We start from the raw sequence: 18,258 nt of genomic DNA, 5'->3' as shown, positions 1-18,258 counted from the left end.
GAACCGAATGAGCCTTATAGTCCAGAAGTTCGGCGGCAGTTCCGTTGCGAATGCGGAACGCGTTTTTAATGTGGCGGACATCGTCACAAACACCTATTCACAGGGCAACGACATTGTCGTCGTCGTGTCCGCACAGGGCGATACGACAGACGATCTGATCGATAAAGCGAAAGAGATCAATCCCTATGCCTCCAAAAGAGAAATGGATATGCTCCTTACTTCGGGCGAACAGATATCCGCGTCGCTGCTCGCGATGGCGATTGAAAAGCTGGGTTACCCAGTTGTCTCGCTTTTGGGGTGGCAGGCCGGATTTTATACCAGCTCGGCCTACGGCAGCGCGAGAATCAAACGGATCGTGCCCGACCGTATCAAGAAGGAGCTCGACAAAAGGAATATCGTCATTGTAACGGGCTTTCAGGGAATCAACCGATACAACGACATGACGACGCTCGGCAGGGGCGGATCGGACACCAGCGCGGTCGCCATCGCGTCGGTAATGAACGCGGACCTGTGCCAGATCTTTACGGATGTGGAGGGCGTTTATACCGCCGACCCGCGCAAGGTGAAAAACGCGAGGAAGCTTGCCTACATCTCCTATGATGAAATGCTGGAGCTTGCGACTTTGGGCGCGCAGGTGCTCAATAACCGTTCGGTCGAGATGGCAAAAAAGTACGGGATTCAGCTCGAGGTCCTTTCCAGTATGACAAGACAACCCGGCACAATTGTTAAGGAGGCAACGAAAGTGGAAAAAATGTTGATCAGCGGTATTGCGAAAGACGAGGATGTGGCCCGCGTTTCAATCATCGGCGTACCTGACAGACCGGGTCTCGCTTTCAAAATTTTCTCAAAGCTTTCCGCGAAAAATATTAATGTGGACATTATTCTTCAGTCCGTCGGCAGAAACGGCACAAAGGATATCAGCTTTACGGTCAGCCAGGCAAATCTAAAGGAAACGATCGACATTCTGAACCCCTATGTGGAGCTGATCGGCGCGACCAGCGTTGTGTACGATGAAAATGTCGCCAAGGTCTCCATTGTGGGCGCGGGAATGGAAACGCATCCCGGCACGGCCGCTCAGATGTTTGAAGCGCTGTTTGAAGCAAATATCAACATTCAGATGATTGCGACCAGTGAAATCAAGATTTCGGTCCTGATCGACCGCTCCGATGCGGATAAGGCCGTCACGGCGGTACACAATAAATTCTTCAGCGAAGCGATGGAAGCTTAAAGTTCGGATTTTGTGCTTTGGAATTGTGAAACAGAACCAAAAGATCGCTGTCCCTTTTACTTCACAGGGGCAGCGATCTTTTTTGTATGGAATCCTTCCGCTAATCGTCTTCATTGTCAGGAATGGCATAGGAAGCCGTTTTCAGGAATGTTTTGTAGGAAGGGCCGTCCTTCGCCAGAAAATTCTGAAAAATCATGTCCCCCAGCTGGAGCAGCAGGATTTCACGGCAGATTACGTTGGAGCTTGACAGAAGGTCCGTTTTCGGAATCAGGAAAAGCAGGTCCGTGTACGCGGCGCACAGGGATTTTTCATGGTTGGAGAAAAGCACGATATAACTGCCGTTATCAATAAAATCCGCGAGCGTTTCCGAGAGCAGCTCATCCTCTCCGGAAAGAGAAATAGTGATGAACAAATCGCGGGGCGTGGAAATTTTTCGGTAGACCTTCAGTACGTCGTAGTTTGTTACAGCGCAGATCGGCAGCCCGAGTTTCGCGAATTTGAAAGCCAGGATTTCCGCCACATGCTGATTGATTTCCAGGCCAACGATAAAAATCCTTTCCGCAGCCAGCATCTTTTTACGCAGCAGGTCCACATTTTCCGGTTTGACCGTTTGATACAGAAGTTTCAGGAGCGTCATGTTGTCCTGCAGCAGCGCGGCGTAATCCCCCGTCCCGGTCTCCGCTGCGGGTTCCGTAATTTGCTGCTGCAGCACATATTTGAATTCGTTCAGGCCCGAATAACCCACCTTCTGGGTAAACCGGATGATACTCGCGTCGGATGTGCCGATTGCTTTCGCAAGCTCCTGCGCGTTGCAGCCAAGAAAGGTTTCCGCTTTCTTTTTAATATAATTGACAATTTTCCAGTCGGTCTTTGTAAACTGGTTCGACATTGCGTTCATCCGTGTGATCAGACTGGACCAATCGCTTTCTTTTGCCATTGCGGGTGGGTACCTCCCTATTTGAATTGGGATTTTGCGTCGGTAATCCAACATTTAACAGTTGATTTGGCGTCATAACAGGGAATAGTATTTTTTGAGAACGCCGAAAAACTTTGTTGTGCAGCCAACTTTAACTGTTTTGTTATTATATCATAGTTTTGTTTGTTTGCCTACATCGAATTATATCGGTTTGTAGTAAATTACAAAAACAGCGGGATTTTTTTATCTGATTCGTGAATTGACGCGGATAATGTAGTGTACTACAATAATTATAGAATCATAAAGTATGTAACAGTTCGATTTTTTAGCTGTTAGGAGAGTGTTTTATGGGGAAACCACAGATTTTACTGCTGACTCACGGAGGGTGGGGGATGTCCCTGATGGAAGGGGTCAGGATGGTGATCGGCGCGGTTGATTTCGTAAAGGAAGTGCCGCTGAGACCACAGGTCACCTTTCAGGAATATCTTGCGCTTGTTCGGGAAGCCGCCGATGCAATGCCCGACGGGTCGCTGATCCTTACCGATATGTTTGGCGGAACCACGACCAACGCGGGCGCGCTCGTAGGGCGGGAAAAAAACATCCGGGTATTTTCCGGGCTGAATGCCCCGCTTCTGATCGAGGCGTGTCTCGGGCTGATGGAGGACGGCAGGATAGACTTCGACTCTGTTTTGGAGACGGGGAAAACTTCCGTTATAGATGTAATCGAAAAGATCACAAAATCGCTTCAGGAAAAGGAGGTGGAAAAAAATGGCTGAAATTGTTCTGTGCAGAATTGACAGCAGACTGATCCACGGGCAGGTCATGACCAAATGGGTCAATCAGTCCGGGGCGAACAAAATCGTCGTGGTCAGTGATGAGCTTGCAAAAGACCCTTTCATGATGGAGATTTATCTTCTTGCCGCGCCGCGGGATGTCAAGGTGAGCTGTTATACCCTGAAGGATGTTATTGAGAACTGGAATGCGGACCAATTCGGCGGGGGAAAGGTGCTGCTCCTGCTGCCAAATCTCAAGACAATGAAAGAGGTCTATGACGGAGGCATCCGGGTTACCGACATTCAGGTAGGCGGTCTCGGCGGAGCGCCGAACCGGAAAGTGGTCTTTCAGAACATCACGCTGGACGACGCGGATGTGGAGATCCTTACCGAATTGCAGCAGAAAGGTGTGAAAATCATTTTTCAGACAATTCCGGAGGATGCTCCCCAGAGCCTGGAAGGAATTTTGAAGAAGTATCGTCAAAACTAAATACTTGAGGAGGAAACAACAATGAGCGTTTTGCCACTTGCTATTTCAATGGGTATCTATTACTGGTTCTCCCGGCTGCGGCTCGGCTACACCTTTTCATCCATGCTGCTCCAGCCCGTTGTCATCGGTATCTTCGTCGGCATACTCACGGGCAATATGGCGTTGTCCATGCAGATCGGCGCGGGGCTTCAGCTGGTCTATTTAGGGGTTACTTCCACTCCCGGCGGCAATGTTCCCAGCGATCCCGCACTTGCGGGCTGTGTGGCGATCCCGCTGGGCGTGCTCGCCAACATGAAACCGGAGGTCGCCATTTCGCTGGCGATTCCCTTCGGTGTTCTGGGCGTCTTCGTCGACCAGCTCCGCCGTTCCACCAACGCCATCTGGGTACATATGGCAGACCGTTACGCGGAGCAGGCCAACACAAAGGGGATCCTGCTGGCTGCGTTCCTGTTTCCGGCCTTGCTCGGATTTGTCATCCGTTTTCCAATCGTGTTTGTGATCGATTATCTCGGTGTCGACGCGGTCAAAACACTTATGACCGTTGTTCCCGCCTGGCTGATGCACTCATTCGAGGTCATGGGTGGAATTCTTCCGGCACTGGGCTTCGCGATTACCTTGATGGTGATCGGCAAAAAGAAGCTGCTGCCCTTTTTCATCATCGGCTTTTTCGCCGTGCAGTATCTGAAACTGGACACCATGGCAATGGCAATCTTTGCAATTTGCACTGCTTTGCTGCTGAACCTGTTCAAGATTAAGGAGGAGGCGTAAAAATGGACAATATGACGACGGTACAAACAGAGGCCCTGAAAGAGCCCGACGAGAAGAAAACCAGCCGCCTGGAGAAAAAAGACATCACCAAGGCGATGTGGATTTACTACCTCGGCGCGGAGCTGTCCAATTCCTATGAACGTTTACAAAGCCTGATCTTCTGCGCTTCCATGACTCCCGTGCTGAAAAAGCTGTATGACACGGACGAGGAGCTCAGCAAAGCGCTCAAACGCCATCTGGTGTTTTTCAACACGGAGGGTACGTTCGGCGCGGTCATCCAGGGAATCGCGATTATGATGGAAGAAGAAAAAGCGAACGGCAAAGATGTGACGGACGACGCGATTACCGGTCTGAAAACCGGCCTGATGGGCCCGATTGCCGGTATCGGCGACGCCATTATCTGGGCGGCGCTCATGCCGATCCTCATTTCCATTTTCCTGCCCTTTGCTTCCAACGGTTCGCCGATGGGCGGGCTGCTTCCGCTGATCCTTTATCCGCTGATCACGATCGGCGTTTCGTATGTTCTGATTCATCAGGGCTACACACTCGGAAAGAAATCTGTAACCTCCCTTTTGAACGGCGGAAAGATGCAGTCCATTATTTTCAGCGCCAACGTCATCGGGCTTACCATGATGGGCGCGCTTTCGGCAAGCTACGTGAAGATTTCCACTCCGCTGACCTTTGTGTTCTCGAGCGGAAATAAAATTGTACTTCAGGATATTTTGAATCTGATCGTTCCCGGCCTTCTGCCGCTGCTTGCGGTATTTCTCATCTATTTCTATCTGAAAAAGCGCGGCCCCCGCTACAACCTGATTCTGGGAACGATCGTCGTGGTCTCCGTTGCCGCGGCCTTCCTGGGGATCCTGTAAAGGACGCCGCAATACAAAGGACGAAAGCATTAAAGAAGGGAAACTGATATCATGGCAAATATTTACACTCAAAACGGACTGCAGGAGGTGATCAACGCTTCCGGTCGCATGACCATTCTGGGAGTATCCACGGTTTCCGAAGCGGTGGGCCGGGCGGTCGCCGAAGCGGCCGGCCACTATGTCGTTATAGAAGACCTGATGAGATATGCCGGGAAGAAAATCGGCTCCATGGTCGGCGTACAGGATGCGTGCGTTACCTCCAGCGCCTCGGCGGGCATCGCGCTTTCGGTCGCCTCCCTGATCTGCAAAGACAGTCTGGAAAGGGTGCAGCATCTGTATGAGCTTCTCCCCGACACGCAACGCCGGGAGGTTATCCTGCTGAAAGGGCAGAATGTGGACTTCGGCGCGCCGGTCGGCGAGATGATCCAGATCGGCGGCGGAAAAGTGGTGGAGGTTGGATACGCCAACAAATCCACCCTGGGCGATATCCGCTCCGCGGTCAATGAAAAAACGCTGGCGGTCTTATTCGTGAAATCGCATCACTGTGTACAGAAAGAAATGGTGGATGCCCGTTCGGCAATCGAATTGGCAAACTCGCTGGGGATTCCCTGCATTGTGGACGCTGCCGCGGAGGAAGATTTAAGCCTTTACAACCGTTTGGGTGCAGATTTTGTCTGCTACAGCGGGGCCAAGGCGATCGAGGGCCCCACCAGCGGGCTGGTTGTCTGCAAAACGGAAGAGCTTGCCGCCAATATGCGCCTGCAGTATAAAGGAATCGGGCGGGCCATGAAGGTGGGCAAAGAAAATATCATGGGCCTGCTCAAAGCCATGGAAGAATATCTTGCCGGCGAGCACCAGCCCGCGGTCAATCTGGAGCAGCTCAAAGAGTTTGCCGAAAAAATAAGCTCCATCCCCGGATGCCGGACGCAGATTGTACAGGACGAGGCGGGACGGCTGATTTACCGGTGCAAGATTACGTTTGGGGAAGAGTTCGGCCTCAGTGCCGAAGAGGTTGTGGAAAAGCTGAAAAAAGGGAATCCGGCCATTTACACCCGCGATTATCAGGCGAATTTAGGCTCGATTGCCATTGACCCCCGTCCGCTGCGTTCCGCGCAGGAGCTGGAAACAATCTACAACAGTATGAAACGTCTTAGCAAAGGAGATTAATATGGACGAAATTCAATTTTACAAAGGCCGCGTCGCGCTGAACTGCCTGACCAATTCCGTGCGCAACGCCCGGGAAATTCTGGAAGCGGCAAACGGCCATGTGGTCGTGGGGATTCTGTCCGCCAATTATCCCGATGTCGCCAGCGCGGTGAAGGATATGGAAATTTATCAGAAAGCGGTGGACAACAACATTTCCGTCGGGCTTGGCGCCGGAAATCCGAACCAGTGGCGCGCGGTGGCTGAAATTTCTTCCCAGATCATTCCCAAACACATCAATCAGACCTTTACGGCTACGGGGTTTACCCGCGGCAAGACCGGGGAGGGTCCTTTCCTGAACGCGATGGTGTCCCCCTGCGGCAGGCCGGGCTATGTGCGCATTTCAACCGGTCCGGTAAGCGGGAAGCTGGAACCCGTGATTGCGCCGGTTGCCACGGCGATCGCCATGGCGAAGGAGCAGGGAGTGGATTCGCTCAAATATTTCCCGATGGGCGGTCTGAAGGTGCGGGATGAGCTAGCGAAGGTGGCGAAGGCCTGTGCCGACGCGCATTTCGGGCTGGAACCCACCGGAGGAATCACCACGGAAAACTTCGGAGAGATTCTGCAGATCGTTCTGGATGCCGGGGTGCCGAAAATCATCCCTCATGTCTATTCCTCCATCATCGATCAGGAAACGGGGGACACCAGAATTGAGGATGTCCGTAAGCTCTATGCGATCATTACCGAGCTGGTAAAGTAATTTTACACAATGACGGCGCAGGATCCCCGGCGGTAAATTCACCGGGGATCCTGTTTGTCATCAATATCATTTTACTGCAAAAGGAGATTACCTATGAAAGAATTTTACTATTCCGTACAGGATGAGATGGGAATCCATGCCCGTCCGGCAGGCGCTCTTGCAAAGGAAGCAAAAAAATACAGCTCTTCCGTTACGATCAGCAGAGACGAAAGCTCCGCTGATTTAAAAAAGCTTTTCGCGGTTATGCAGCTTGCGGTCAAGCAGGGAGAAAAAATCCGCGTTTCCGTAGAAGGCCCTGATGAAGCCGAAGCGGCGGCTGCCCTGGAACGCTTCTTCCGGGAGAACCTATAAGGACAGCTTTCTGCAGCCCCCAGCTATAGATATCCGTTTCGCTTCAGTATCCGATAAAAGATATAAGAACTCAGAATCGCGATATAGTAAGACAGGAAGGTCGCTGTAATATTCCATTGGCTCAGATAATAAACTCTTTTTATGAGAACTCCGCAGCCTTCCGCTAAAGTCAGCAGAAGGCTGGACAGGATTAAGACGGCATGGTCGTAAAAATGATATTTACGTATGAGATCAATTGCAAAACATGGATAAACACAAAATAACCCCAATGTAAACGGGAGCGACGCGAGATGATAAAGATGAAAGGGGTACAGCTTCCAGTAATAAAGAAATCCGATATCGTTAATCAAAAAGGCCATAGCGGAGGAAAAAGGGGCGATCAGAAACAGGATCTTTCTTTCCCGTATGAAGATCAGCGCCGTTATCCACGGAATGATAAACCCGATGATTATATTCAGTGTCAAAGTACATGCACCAACCTTGCTTTTAAAAATAATATGCCAAGATTGTTGTTTAATATCCGGATCGGACTGATTGGAATACAGGGAAAATCGGCACTCTCAGTTTTTAAGGCTGAGAGTGCCGATTTTTGCAAACGCCGGATTTTCAGCATTTCAAAAATTTTTTATGCCGCCCGTGTTCCGTTTATCTGGAATGTTCCGGAATCGGTCGTGGCAACAGCTCTGATGATATCCCCTTCTGCGGTTCCTTTCGCATGGTACCTTAATTGAAAAAATCCGAGGCTGAGGGTTCCGGAAAACGCAAAGGAATTTCCATGGGCTTTCCCGTTTCTGAAAAAGCTTGTGCTCCCCATGGAACGGATAGAGCCGCTTAGCGTTCCGTGATCGTCAACAAGGGTCACGGTTCCCTTTTGGACCCCCATTGGCGTATGCAGAGTCACGTTGTAAGTGCCGCTCATTCATTTACCTCTTTTCTGTTGGGATCATTTCAATATATGCCTTTGTGTACAGAGAGATTACAAAGACTTCCGGCGGCAATTTACCTGAGGCCGTTCTTTCGCGTGATCGGTTCTTATTCGGTACTTCCCCGGAGCGTCTCATATGATGCATTAACGTCGGGGATGACATTGGCTTGAAAGTTCATCCGGACCTTGATTCAGTATCATTATTTTTCACGCTTGGCTGATGTGGTCCTTGATAAAGCTGATCGGGGCGAGAAGGAAACAGGCGGAGCAATATCTTCAGTAGTCTGCATAGCTTTACAATACAGTTCTGCGATGCTATACTGAAATTACTGACAATATCATGAAAAGACAGTAGACACGAAGGGAAGGATCAATTTATGAACTGCTGCTGGTGCACGATTACGACGGAGAAACTGGACGAGTCCGTGGAATTTTACAGGGAGGTCGTCGGGCTCTCCGTTGCGCGGCGTTTTTCACCCAACCCGGGTACGGAAATCGCTTTTCTGAAAGACGAAAACGGCTTTGAGATTGAGCTGCTGCAAAACGGCAGACCCGTTGGAACGGAAAAAGAGGGTATCTCTTTGGGGTTTGAAGTGGAATCGCTTGCGGATACGCTTGCCATGGTCAAATCCAAAAAACTTGCTGCTTTCGGCGGACCTGCAAAAGTACCGGGGGCCTCTTTCTTTTTCGTGAAGGATCCTAACGGTGTTTCCATTCAGTTTGTAGAAAATGACCCCTGATGTTTTCAGCGCGGCAATATGATGAATCCCCCGTCGGCCGGTTTGCCAACGGGGGATTCTCCGGATATCTTCCTTAATAATTTGCCCTCTCAGTCTTGCCGCCTGAGAGGGTTTTTATTTGCTATTTCAGATTGGAATTGGTGGTAAATCATCATTTCATTATTTGAAGAAGGATTATTATATTTGCCAGGCTCTGTTTATTTTCATAGAATTAACATATCTGATATAAGTCTATGTGGTAAAATTCAATAATGAAACTTGTACTACGAGATAACATGCCAAATGGATGATTTTATGGCCATCGGGACTCCATGAACTCGATGAGCCCGTTCTGCTGCTGCTTTATTGCTGTCGGAGAAACATTTCCGCTTTTACCGAAAGATAAATTTGTTACATTCTGTTACACATGTCGAAAATTAACGAAAAATCAATTATAATAATAGAAACAAATATTTTAGGGGGTAACAACAAAATGACACAAGAAGAAATCAAAAAATTAGACCGGCGTATTCGATCCATTGAAGACCCCTTCGGGACCGGGTTTCTTGTTTTATACAAAACTGTTCAGGCAATGGCGGATTTCAAAGGGAAAAGCATGGGAGATATTGTCCGGCAATATACTTCCTGGAAGCTTCATGTTATGTAGTCATTGCTGCTTCGGTGTTGTAGGGACCTGAGTTGTTAAGTCCGGAGAATTTACAAGATAGTCGTTTATTACTTCGTCGGACCAACCCAGCTCCTGAAGCATATGCCTTATTTTTTCTGCTGTTTCTACCTTTGTCTCTGCTTTTACCATCGTTTACATCTCCAATCAAATTAATGTTCTTTCATTATACCGATTTTTCCTGAACATTAATTGCCGAAATGTGATTATAATATGATTACAGAAATTACCAGATGTTTCTGAAATGACTCTTGCAGTTTAGATGTTTTTAATAAACTGCAGGGTTGCTCAATTATACCATAATCTGCGGCTTTTTTCGATGAAGCAGATCAGATGGATATCAATCGATGGGTCTGCAGGGTGAGGAGCGAGAATGGCATACAGACTCAGCCTGCCGGAAAATCTGGCAGGAAAGGGTATTGAATTCCGTTTGAAGCTAAGAAACTTTTCTCCAAATATACCTTATAAATTTTCTCATACCGATTTCATAGATTGTCTTGTTCTCGCAAGTCGATCCTTTTAACCCATGGAAATCTATTGGAGCAATCATATCTTTATCTTTAATATCAGGGTTATCTTTCGGTACTTCATAAAAACCATTTACCCATAGAACTCCGCCTTTTTTCAAGTGCCGTTCCAAAATAGGGTAAAAATTGTCTTCCAAACGGTAGTGATTTATCACGATTAAATCAAACTCACCGAAATCAAGATAAGACTCTTCTGCACAAAGATTTTTTTGCAGTACGCTGATGTCTAACTGCTTTTCCGAAGCAAACCGGCACAATCTTTCAATAGCAATATTACTGAAATCAACTGCAGTTACTTTGTAACCGTGGGAAGCCAAAAATACCGTGTTGCGGCCGTCGCCGCAGGCTAAGTCCAAAACCGTTCCGCTTTTGGGAAGGAAGTGCATATCACTGACCAAACGGCCTTCCGGCTGCATCAATTTCTGACCTCTTGCTTTAAATTTATCGTTCCAATAAGATAAGTTGCCCATATACATTGAGATGCACCTCTGTTTACACGACGAAAATAATTGATAAATATTGTATTACACAGTGGGTATAAGAAATCCATGTGCCAGTTTAAATGCTGACACATGGATTTTTATGGTCCGAGTGGCGAGACTTGAACTCACGGCCTCTTGACCCCCAGTCAAAGGAAAACCTAGTATTCATGCGGGTTTCATGGGGCTTTTGTAGTAACGCGGTAGTAACATTACGGGATCATTTCTATGGATTTTTGAAGTTTTTCAGCTGATTGAAGAATGTAGCTATCAATATCCACGCCGAAATCAGCATGCCCCATCATGGCAATAAAATCTTCCTCGCGAACGTTTGCAGAGCTCATAAGCGTCGCGAGCGTACGTCTGGTGGCATGAGGGGTCAATTTTCGGGTGATGCCGATTTCTTTAAGCGCAGGATAAAAGCAGCTTTCACGAAAGTATTTTACCGGGTAGGGAGTACCGTCCGGGCGGCAGAAAATTGTTTCCCCGCCCTTGCTCATCCAGTCCGCTAAAATTGGCTTAATTTTATGATGCACTGGTACAACCTTGTTTTTTCCTGCATCTGTCTTTATGCCCCCGTAAAGGGCGCACACACCGTCTTTTTCGTGGACGCTAAATTTGTTTAATGTCAAAAATTCAGTGATTCTAAGGCCTGTGTAGCACATGAAGAGTATGCAATCAGCAAACGGTACTTTATTAACTTTATCCGTGCCAAATGCAGCGCCCTCAATTCGTTTAAGTTCCAGATCGTTGAAACAGTCTTTTACGCCGCTGACCTTTTTAGGCAGTACCAAAAATTCAGCATAGTTTTTATTTACAATATCGTTCTGCATGGCGTACTTATACAACAGGCCCATTAAAACTTTTATATCATGCAGGGCCGAATATGACATAGGAGAGAGCATAACGGGCTGATCGTCCTTAATGACTGGTTTCCCATCTTTGCCCAATTTTGGGCGTTGCTTTTGCAGACCGTCTATAATTGACTGTACTTGCGCCGTGCGGAGTTCGCGAAACTTGACCTCATAAAGCGATTTTAGTTTAATCCACGCGGCGTTGTAACTGTCTGCAAGCTGTTTTGACTTATCTTTTAGTCCAAGGGGAATCCATTCCTCGTAGATTTGTTTAAGCGTGATATTTAACTTCGTCGTTGGGTTTTTGCGGTAGTCATCCAATGCATCTTTAGCCTGTTGCGCCGTTTCATAATGCCCGATGATTTGCTGCGTTTTCGGTGTCAATGCTACCCACGGGCGATTCTTCCGGTCATTGCGCTTGTACACTGAGCCTGTCAGATTTTCGCGCTTAATTGTTCGGCGCGGCGTTCTAATCTGTTTTGTCCCGCACCAAGGGCAGAAAATAAAATCGTCCTCAATTTCTTTTTTACACTTCTTGCAGTTCATAATTCCTCCTTGGAAAAAGAAGGCTGATAGAGTACAATATAAATGCGTTAATCGTACTGTCAGCCCTGCTGATGGTGAGCCGCCTTATCCTGTTGGAGCAGGGTAGGGCGGTTTTTTTATTACTCTACCTGTTCTGCTGTAGAAATAAATTTGACAGCCGGATAGAGTATTTGCAAACATTTTTGAAAAATTATTGCAGTTGCCTGCGTATCAGGTAGCGCTCTATGAGAATCCTCAATTTTAATATTGAGCTCTTTTATAATGGTTTGAAGCTTATAATTTGTCAAATTAGGGAAAGCTTCTCTTGCAAGCTTCGCTGTATCAAAAACTGTATTTAGAATTTTTAAGTCTTCAGCTTGAGCTTCTTTTCTTAGAAATCCCAAATCAAACGTGGCGTTGTGAGCTACCAATGGAAGATCACCCAAAAAATCAATAAATTTCGGAAGAATGTCTTCTATGCAGGGAGCATCACAAATCATAGAAGAATCGATATGATTTACGGATTTTGCCAACGGGTTTAAACCGCAATTTGGATTTATCATAGTATGAAAGATTTCGAGTTCTGTGCTTTGTTGATATTTTATAGCGGCTATTTCCAAAATTTTATCTTTATTGGGACTAAAGCCGGTAGTTTCCAAGTCAAGCACTATGTATTTATCAGGGTAAGCTGTAGGGGAAGCATTCTGCATTTGCAATAAATAATTCGGTTGAATCGTATGCAGCTTATCGTTTACCTTTATTACAATCATAAAATCGTTAATATAACCGACAATATCACATACAGAGGGAGTGTCACAAAAAATACCACAGTAAAAAAGAGTTTTTAACCATTTCTGCTTTGGAGCAATAAACCCCCACTCCCTGTATTTCTCCAATTTTTCGTCGTCCGAAGCAAACTTTGTCCATTCACAGTCAGGCTCAAGCATATATTTTACCTCTCCAGTTATTTAAATGTTTTTGTTTTTGCCGTAAAATATTCTTCCAGATTCAAGATTGGCTCTATACTGGCAAGCTGTAGCATAGGCTATGTCCTCGTGCAAACAGCGTTTTGCATCACTGCACTCTACATACTTTGAGCAGCAGCCAAAAGCAGGAAACGAAAAAATATCGATGAATATTTGGTTGAATATTTCGGGCAATGCTTCCAAATAACCGGAAATCGGTGAAAATATATCTAAATTTATACGAATGAAATTTGGATCAGATTTTATTGTCGTGACAGCAATTCCTTTTTTGATAAATAATTCTTTATACGTTTTGTTGAACGAAACATAGGTTGAAGAACCGCTTGTCTTAAGCCTTGCAAATAGCAATTCTCCGGTTGCTGAATCCCGATACGGTGTTTTGTCAGAGATCACATTGATGCTATTGTAATTTGATTTATTAATAGTCAGATACATTCTTGAATTTGCGAGATATTCCGGCTTAATCATATCGTGTATTGTTTGAACAATACTATCGTCGCTATACATTTTTCCTTCCTCCAATAATTGACATATTTTATCAATATGCTACAATGTATTTGGAGAATTCCCTGTTGGAGTTTTTCACTTTAGCCCACACGTTATTTGCGGTAACGTGTGGGCTTTTTATATTGCAATTAAATTGCCATTTTTAGCTTTCCCCTCCACTTCTCTTTCATCTTGAGCAACATCGTTTTCATCATAAAAATGGTCTAATGCGACGTGTTTTAATTCATGTTCAAGCGCTCTCCTCTGCAGCAAATCGTCTAATTCAGAATTAATGATTATTGTAAAATTACCGCACTCGTCAGGAATCGTAAGCGCGTACACTTTGGCTGGGAGCGGTAACAAATGTATAAACGTATCACCCAAGGTTTATCAGTCCTTTTTTAAAAAAGCTTCTACAATTTTAACAGCCTTTTCAACATCCTCTTTTGTCGCACCCTTGGCGAGATTAAAAAGCATTTTCATTTCCGGTCTGGTCTTCAGTTCTTCAAGATATTCAGTAAGCTCTTCGTCATTATTGACGAGGGGCTTTTCTTTTTGATCGTTGCCATTAATGAGATAATCAACGGTCACCCCAAAATAATCTGCAATTTTTTGGAGTTTATCAATCTTAGGAACACCCCTACCGTTTTTCCAATCACTTAATGTGCTTTGTGGAACTCCAGTTTCTTTATGGACTCGATAAGGCGTAATGCCTCGACGTTTTAAAAGTTGCTCAAAAATTTCATACATTTTTCGTTAATCCTTTACAAACTTAAAATAGTATAACGATTTTCGTAGCAAACCTATTGACATACAACGAAACCCGTTGTATATTATAAGCATACCACGAAATACGAAGCAATACAAAACGAAATCCGTACTACTTCGAATTATGATTTACTTTTACCGACAATCGAAGTATATCACAAAACCGAAGTAAACGCAAGTATTTTTTAATGGGAAGGAGGAATTTTATGTCTGAATATTTTACCTGTGAAGAAATTGCCACAAGATATAAGGTTAAAACCTTAACTGTGTGGGATTGGATTCGCAGAAAAAAGCTTTCGGCAATCAAAATTGGGCGTGATTATAGAATCCGGCAGGAAGATATAGACGCGTTTGAAAAAGGACGTAAAACCGCTTAAAACTTACATAGAAAGGGGAATTTCATGAACGATTTACAAATTTTCAAAAGTAACGAATTCGGAGAAATTCGCACATTCAAAGAGCCCGACGGTTCAGTTTTATTCTGTGGGTCTGATACCGCGAAAGCGCTTGGGTACGCAAACCCCAGCAAAGCCGTATCAGACCATTGCAAGGGTGTAACGAAACGGGAAACCCTTACAGCCGGAGGAATCCAGCAGTTGAACTTTATTTCAAAAGGGGATTTATGTCGCCTTGCTGCCAGCAGCCAACTTCCCGGAGCGGACAAGTTTGAAAGTTGGATTTTTGATGAAGTCATCCCGTCCGTTTTGGAACACGGCGCATATGCAACACCGGACACGCTCGACAAAATGATTTCTTCCCCGGAATTTGGAATCAAGCTTCTTACCGAACTGAAAAAAGAGCAGGAACAGCGCAAAGTACTTGAATCAAAAGTTGAATCGGACAAGCCCAAAGTATTGTTTGCCGATGCGGTTGCCACGAGTGAAAGCCCGATGCTAATTGGAGAGTTGGCAAAGGTGATTAAGCAGAACGGCGTTGATATCGGCGAAAAGCGGCTATTTGGGTGGCTCCGCGAAAACGGTTATCTTATCCGTAGAAAAGGCACTGATTACAACGCTCCCACACAGAAAAGCATGGAGATGGGTTTGTTTAGGGTAAAGGAAACCGCAATTACCCATTCTGATGGCCATGTAACGGTCAATCGTACAACAAAGGTAACCGGGAAAGGCCAGCAATATTTCATCAACAAATTTTTAGGCGGTGAAGATTGTGAAGCCTACTGATGAAGAAATTCTTGCAATGGACAATGTTCCGGTAAAGACGGCAGCGGCATATCTCGGTGTGTCTTACCTACATATTTACGGAATTTTGCAAAGCCATGCCTGTCCGTATGGTACGGCGGATAAGGGGAAATCAAACTGGTCATATCATATCAGCCCCGGCCTATTGGTAGCATATCAGAGAGGGACATTAAGAATCGAGGTGCAAGCCTCATGACCGCCGTCTGCACCCGCTGCGGAAAATCATGGAACGTCAGTATCTTTCAGCACATACCCAGAACCGGATATGTCTGTCCGACATGTGATGCCAGGGCAAAGCTGGTCAGGGCAGGAATTTTGAAGGAGGACAAGTCATGCGTAAATCAGTAATTTTTACCGCACTTGCATTTATCGGCTTTGCTGGCATGTTTTTCGTAGCCGGTGCCTCTGATGCAGATCGGATAACGCTTAATCAACTTGTATATCTGTGCGCCGCTTCTGCCGCCTGCATGGCGATCGGATTAGTCGGATACATAGTAAGCGAGGGGGAGAGGTTATTATGACGCAGCCACCCTGCAAGGATTGTACTGGCCGTTACATAGGATGCCACTCAGGCTGCCCGACGTGGAAAGAATGGAAAACCGAGAGCGACAATGAAAAGGCCGAGATTAAAGCTGCAAAAGACCGCGAAAAGGCGTTGGACGACTTTTTGATGACAACTTCTCGTCGAATTATGCTGGATACCCACCGCAGAGCAAGTAAGAAGGCGAGAACATGAGTGCTCCGGTTTACTGCAAAGGATGTATTTACCGCTCAAATGCTCCGGGAGAATGCAGCACTTGTGATTATATGTATTATACCGGACATCCGCGCGGATGCCATGCAGGACCAAATTGTACCAAATATACGTCCGGCGGCAAGCAAAAGAAAGACATTATAATCAAGCCGACAAAGCGCGTAAAGCTGACTGACGCGGAAAGGAGAGAACACCGGAACGCGTTAAGGCGCAAGGAGTACGCAAAGAAAAAAGCCGCCCTCAGTCTGCAAACTGAAAGCGGCGCAGTAGAAAATATTTCAATCTAATTATATCTGAAAGCGAGGATTTGTCAACTATGAGTAAATTTCAAATTGGAGATATCGTCAAAGGCAATAAAAAATCCAGTTGTTACAGCATTACAAATCAAGATATGGCCGAGGGCCGTGTTGTTGAAGTTAATGAGCCAAATATAAAGGTCAGGGTTTTGATTCACAAAGATTCTTCCCACATTGGTGACAAATGGAATGTTGACGAAAAATGTTTTGATTTTGTACGGCATGAAGACCCATTGACGGGCGAACGGCTGCAAGGGATCCTTGACCTACATAAAAAGTATTTAGCAGGAGAGTCGGGTGGGCAACATGCCGACCTGAGCGATGCCGACCTGAGCGGTGCCGACCTGAGCGATGCCGACCTGAGCGGTGCCAACCTGAGCGGTGCCGACCTGAGCGATGCCGACCTGAGCGATGCCGACCTGAGCGGTGCCAACCTGAGCGGTGCCGACCTGAGCGATGCCGACCTGAGCGATGCCAACCTGAGCGATGCCAACCTGAGCGGTGCCAAGGGGCTGCTTTCTTCTATTGGCTTTATCGATGCTCATTTTGAACGCACGGATAAAGGCTATATTGCATATAAAACTTTCAATTCTCAGTATCGTGCGCCGGATAAGTGGAAGATCGAACCCGACAGCGTAATTATCGAAAACGTTAATCCAAACCGTACAAACGATTGCGGATGCGGAATTAATGTTGCTCCGCTCGATTGGGTGCGCAGAATCCATAACGGTGACATTTGGAAAGTCCTGATTGAATGGCCGTGGCTTGCGGGGGTTGTCGTGCCTTACAATACCGACGGGAAAATCCGTTGCGAAAAGGTAAGGCTGTTGGAGGTAGTGAAATGACCGACAAAGAAATCATTGCCCGACAAGCAGAAAAAATCATTGAGCTTGAGGACAAGCTGGCAGAGCAAACGGAATCATCCAGTTATTGGTATGGCGAGTGCCAAAAGTATAAAAACTGTGTACCGGTCGTGCCGCAGACGATGGACGAAACCATCAAAGTCTTGGAGGGTATTGCAAAATGAACGATCACGGACTAGACGCGGCGCAAGCCGAGTATGACCGGCAGGAGGGGCCGGATCCATTTGAAAAGGATGGTGCAGATGAATCAGCCGACGAACCATGACGATTGGATAAAAGCGCGAATAAACGGTGTCGGAGCGAGTGAAGCCGCTGCAATCGTTGGAATGTCGCCTTATAAGTCAAACGTCCAATTATGGGAGGAAAAGACCGGCAGACGAATTGCGCCGGATATATCCGATAAGCCTTATGTCCAGTACGGCAAAGAAGCCGAGAGGCATTTGCGCGCTCTGTTTTCTCTGGACTTCCCAGAGTATAGGGTTGACTATGACGAGTTTGGCATGATTCGCAATAACCCCGATTGCCCGTTCGCCTTTGCTACACTGGATGGCGCACTGACGGAGAAATCTTCCAGCCGCCGTGGGGTTCTCGAAATCAAAACAGCGGAGATCATGCGTGCCGGCCAGTGGGAGGAATGGAACAACCGAATTCCGCAACATTATTACATACAAGTTGTTCATCAACTTTTGGCGACCGGATACGATTTTTCAGTATTGAAAGCACAGATCAAAGCATGGCGCGACGGTGAATTAAGCGTGTATATTCGGCACTATTTTATTGAGCGTGTTGACGTTATAGACGATATAAACTGGCTTGCAGAACGCGAAAAAGTGTTTTGGGATTGCGTACAAAACGATATTAAACCGGCGCTTATCCTGCCGGAAATCTAGGAGG

The 18,258-nt window shown here is 46.5% G+C and carries 25 protein-coding genes; 17 read left to right on the top strand and 8 right to left on the bottom strand.

All coding sequences use genetic code 11. The features are described 5' to 3' along the window. The first annotated feature begins 7 nt into the window (after positions 1-7). Entirely contained in the window at positions 8-1,228 is a 1,221-nt protein-coding gene (locus ACQGQ5_RS09555; RefSeq protein WP_455736288.1) for an aspartate kinase, read from the top strand. A 100-nt stretch (positions 1,229-1,328) separates the two neighbouring features. Here the strand turns inward: ACQGQ5_RS09555 and ACQGQ5_RS09550 are convergent, their stop codons facing one another. Next, positions 1,329-2,165 carry a MurR/RpiR family transcriptional regulator gene (locus ACQGQ5_RS09550; RefSeq protein ID WP_455736287.1) on the bottom strand — a complete coding sequence of 279 codons (837 nt, stop codon included), beginning with the start codon at positions 2,163-2,165 and terminating at the stop codon, positions 1,329-1,331. Positions 2,166-2,491: 326 nt separating this feature from the next. Between ACQGQ5_RS09550 and ACQGQ5_RS09545 the strand changes: the two genes are divergently transcribed. The 9 genes from ACQGQ5_RS09545 (at position 2,492) to ACQGQ5_RS09505 (ending at position 8,963) form a co-directional block, all read left to right on the top strand. Next, positions 2,492-2,920, top strand: coding sequence for a PTS sugar transporter subunit IIA (locus ACQGQ5_RS09545; protein WP_455736286.1), 429 nt, complete (start codon positions 2,492-2,494; stop codon positions 2,918-2,920). Next, positions 2,913-3,407, top strand: a complete 495-nt coding sequence (locus tag ACQGQ5_RS09540; protein ID WP_455736285.1) for a PTS system mannose/fructose/N-acetylgalactosamine-transporter subunit IIB — start codon at positions 2,913-2,915, stop codon at positions 3,405-3,407. Before ACQGQ5_RS09545 ends, ACQGQ5_RS09540 begins: the two co-directional genes overlap by 8 nt. A 21-nt stretch (positions 3,408-3,428) precedes the next feature. Continuing rightward, positions 3,429-4,175 carry a PTS mannose/fructose/sorbose/N-acetylgalactosamine transporter subunit IIC gene (locus tag ACQGQ5_RS09535; protein ID WP_455736284.1) on the top strand — a complete coding sequence of 249 codons (747 nt, stop codon included), beginning with the start codon at positions 3,429-3,431 and terminating at the stop codon, positions 4,173-4,175. A gap of 2 nt (positions 4,176-4,177) precedes the next feature. After that, on the top strand, positions 4,178-5,044 hold the full coding sequence (locus ACQGQ5_RS09530; RefSeq protein WP_455736283.1) for a PTS system mannose/fructose/sorbose family transporter subunit IID: 867 nt from the start codon (positions 4,178-4,180) through the stop codon (positions 5,042-5,044). Between the two features lie 51 nt (positions 5,045-5,095). Next, positions 5,096-6,211, top strand: coding sequence for a DgaE family pyridoxal phosphate-dependent ammonia lyase (locus ACQGQ5_RS09525; RefSeq protein ID WP_455736282.1), 1,116 nt, complete (start codon positions 5,096-5,098; stop codon positions 6,209-6,211). 1 nt (position 6,212) lies between these two features. Continuing rightward, positions 6,213-6,947 carry a 2-dehydro-3-deoxy-phosphogluconate aldolase gene (gene dagF / locus ACQGQ5_RS09520; protein WP_455736281.1) on the top strand — a complete coding sequence of 245 codons (735 nt, stop codon included), beginning with the start codon at positions 6,213-6,215 and terminating at the stop codon, positions 6,945-6,947. A gap of 93 nt (positions 6,948-7,040) precedes the next feature. Beyond that, a complete protein-coding gene (locus tag ACQGQ5_RS09515) occupies positions 7,041-7,298 on the top strand; it encodes an HPr family phosphocarrier protein (RefSeq protein ID WP_455736280.1) in 258 nt (85 codons plus the stop codon). 290 nt (positions 7,299-7,588) lie between these two features. Beyond that, entirely contained in the window at positions 7,589-8,029 is a 441-nt protein-coding gene (locus ACQGQ5_RS09510) for a hypothetical protein (protein WP_455736279.1), read from the top strand. A 571-nt stretch (positions 8,030-8,600) separates the two neighbouring features. Continuing rightward, positions 8,601-8,963 (top strand): VOC family protein, encoded by a 363-nt coding sequence (locus ACQGQ5_RS09505; RefSeq protein ID WP_455736278.1) that lies wholly within the window; start codon positions 8,601-8,603, stop codon positions 8,961-8,963. A gap of 646 nt (positions 8,964-9,609) precedes the next feature. Here the strand turns inward: ACQGQ5_RS09505 and ACQGQ5_RS09500 are convergent. The 7 genes from ACQGQ5_RS09500 to ACQGQ5_RS09470 form a co-directional block, all read right to left on the bottom strand. After that, positions 9,610-9,759, bottom strand: a complete 150-nt coding sequence (locus tag ACQGQ5_RS09500) for a hypothetical protein (RefSeq protein ID WP_455736277.1) — start codon at positions 9,757-9,759, stop codon at positions 9,610-9,612. A 304-nt stretch (positions 9,760-10,063) separates the two neighbouring features. Further along, positions 10,064-10,630, bottom strand: a complete 567-nt coding sequence (locus ACQGQ5_RS09495) for a class I SAM-dependent methyltransferase (RefSeq protein ID WP_455736276.1) — start codon at positions 10,628-10,630, stop codon at positions 10,064-10,066. 215 nt (positions 10,631-10,845) lie between these two features. Beyond that, complete coding sequence (locus ACQGQ5_RS09490) at positions 10,846-12,033, bottom strand: tyrosine-type recombinase/integrase (protein WP_455736275.1); 1,188 nt, start codon at positions 12,031-12,033, stop codon at positions 10,846-10,848. A 119-nt stretch (positions 12,034-12,152) separates the two neighbouring features. Continuing rightward, positions 12,153-12,959, bottom strand: a complete 807-nt coding sequence (locus ACQGQ5_RS09485) for a 3'-5' exonuclease (RefSeq protein ID WP_455736274.1) — start codon at positions 12,957-12,959, stop codon at positions 12,153-12,155. 21 nt (positions 12,960-12,980) lie between these two features. Continuing rightward, positions 12,981-13,505, bottom strand: a complete 525-nt coding sequence (locus tag ACQGQ5_RS09480; RefSeq protein ID WP_455736273.1) for a hypothetical protein — start codon at positions 13,503-13,505, stop codon at positions 12,981-12,983. Between the two features lie 117 nt (positions 13,506-13,622). Then, positions 13,623-13,868 carry a hypothetical protein gene (locus tag ACQGQ5_RS09475; protein WP_455736272.1) on the bottom strand — a complete coding sequence of 82 codons (246 nt, stop codon included), beginning with the start codon at positions 13,866-13,868 and terminating at the stop codon, positions 13,623-13,625. Positions 13,869-13,874: 6 nt separating this feature from the next. After that, positions 13,875-14,234, bottom strand: a complete 360-nt coding sequence (locus ACQGQ5_RS09470; RefSeq protein WP_455736271.1) for a helix-turn-helix domain-containing protein — start codon at positions 14,232-14,234, stop codon at positions 13,875-13,877. 224 nt (positions 14,235-14,458) lie between these two features. Between ACQGQ5_RS09470 and ACQGQ5_RS09465 the strand changes: the two genes are divergently transcribed. The 7 genes from ACQGQ5_RS09465 to ACQGQ5_RS09435 all read left to right on the top strand — a co-directional run bounded on the left by ACQGQ5_RS09465 (position 14,459) and on the right by ACQGQ5_RS09435 (position 18,254). Further along, entirely contained in the window at positions 14,459-14,629 is a 171-nt protein-coding gene (locus ACQGQ5_RS09465) for a helix-turn-helix domain-containing protein (RefSeq protein WP_455736270.1), read from the top strand. Between the two features lie 24 nt (positions 14,630-14,653). Then, complete coding sequence (locus ACQGQ5_RS09460) at positions 14,654-15,433, top strand: phage antirepressor (RefSeq protein ID WP_455736269.1); 780 nt, start codon at positions 14,654-14,656, stop codon at positions 15,431-15,433. A gap of 350 nt (positions 15,434-15,783) precedes the next feature. Beyond that, a complete protein-coding gene (locus tag ACQGQ5_RS09455) occupies positions 15,784-15,972 on the top strand; it encodes a hypothetical protein (protein WP_455736268.1) in 189 nt (62 codons plus the stop codon). A 211-nt stretch (positions 15,973-16,183) separates the two neighbouring features. After that, positions 16,184-16,492: a hypothetical protein gene (locus ACQGQ5_RS09450; protein ID WP_455736267.1), complete on the top strand. Its 309-nt coding sequence runs from the start codon at positions 16,184-16,186 to the stop codon at positions 16,490-16,492. A 29-nt stretch (positions 16,493-16,521) separates the two neighbouring features. After that, complete coding sequence (locus tag ACQGQ5_RS09445) at positions 16,522-17,346, top strand: pentapeptide repeat-containing protein (protein WP_455736266.1); 825 nt, start codon at positions 16,522-16,524, stop codon at positions 17,344-17,346. After that, on the top strand, positions 17,343-17,528 hold the full coding sequence (locus ACQGQ5_RS09440; protein WP_455736265.1) for a hypothetical protein: 186 nt from the start codon (positions 17,343-17,345) through the stop codon (positions 17,526-17,528). The genes ACQGQ5_RS09445 and ACQGQ5_RS09440 overlap by 4 nt, the downstream gene beginning before the upstream one ends. Before the next feature lie 69 nt (positions 17,529-17,597). Beyond that, a complete protein-coding gene (locus tag ACQGQ5_RS09435) occupies positions 17,598-18,254 on the top strand; it encodes a lambda-exonuclease family protein (protein WP_455736310.1) in 657 nt (218 codons plus the stop codon). Positions 18,255-18,258: the final 4 nt, after the last annotated feature.

This window comes from Caproiciproducens sp., assembly GCF_053840905.1.
Note: the sequence above shows the minus strand (reverse complement) of the source record. Positions and strands in the feature narration are given on the sequence as shown.